This window comes from Dietzia sp. UBA5065 (assembly GCA_002415925.1).
Classification (GTDB): Bacteria; Actinomycetota; Actinomycetes; order Mycobacteriales; family Mycobacteriaceae; genus Dietzia.
In genome coordinates this window covers 16,982-17,960 of record DIAZ01000062.1, presented here as the reverse complement: position 1 = coordinate 17,960, position 979 = coordinate 16,982, and the positions used below count along the sequence as shown (strand labels likewise).

General features: G+C 73.2%; 1 protein-coding gene. It reads right to left on the bottom strand.

What is annotated here, in order from left to right; genetic code table 11:
* A partial coding sequence (locus tag B4M60_RS04795; protein ID WP_291080791.1) for a malate dehydrogenase occupies positions 1–848 on the bottom strand: 848 nt, incomplete at its 3' end.
* Between the last annotated feature and the right edge of the window lie 131 nt (positions 849–979).

The window sequence follows — 979 nt, the reverse complement described above, 5'->3', positions numbered from 1 at the left end:
AGATGGGTGACGACGCCCGGAACGGTGCCGTACTGCCCCTCGGACGGAAGCGCGACCGTGGTCCAGCTGTCGCCGGGGGTGCCGAACACCCAGTCACGCATCTGGTCGACGGCGGCACCGGCGGCGGACGCCGCCGACGACGACCCCCGCACCGAGATGATCTCGGCGCCGCGGCCGGCGACCCGCGGGATGAAGGTGTCGACCAGCCACTCGTGGTCGAGGCCCGCGGTGACGGGCCGACCGGCGCGCGTGAGGTAGGAGACGTCGGGGAACTGGGTGGCGGAGTGGTTGCCCCACACCACCACACCGTCGAGCTCCGCCACGGGGGCGCCGAGGCGCGTCGCGAGCTGACTGAGCGCGCGGTTGTGGTCGAGCCGCATGAGGGCGGTGAAGCGGCCGGCAGGGACGTCCGGCGCGTGCCGGTGCGCGATGTAGGCGTTGGTGTTGGCGGGGTTGCCCACCACCACCACCCGGACGTCGTCCGCGGCGTGCTCGTTGATCGCCCGCCCCTGGTCGCGGAAGATCGCGCCGTTGGCGGTGAGCAGGTCGGCCCGCTCCATGCCCTTGCCGCGAGGCTTCGCGCCGACGAGGAACGCCGCGTTGGCGCCGTCGAACGCCGCGACCGGGTCGTCGGTGATGTCGATCCCGGCGACCAGGGGCAGCGCGCAGTCCTCGATCTCCATGGCCACGCCCTCGGCGGCGACCACGGCGGACGGGATGTCGAGAAGCCGCAGTCGGACCGGGGTGTCCGGGCCGAAGACCAGGCCCGAGGCGAGCCTGAACAGCAGCGAGTAGGCGATCTTGCCGGCGGCGCCGGTGACGGTGACGGTGACCGGGGTGGTGCTCATGCGCAGGGCCTTCCACAGACGACGACGGGGTCGGCCCCCACAGTAGTGAGGAACCGACCCCGGACCCGTCGCGGGCCGGGGTCGGGAGGCCGCGCCGGTCGAGGACAGCGTCAGTCGAGGACCGCGTCAGT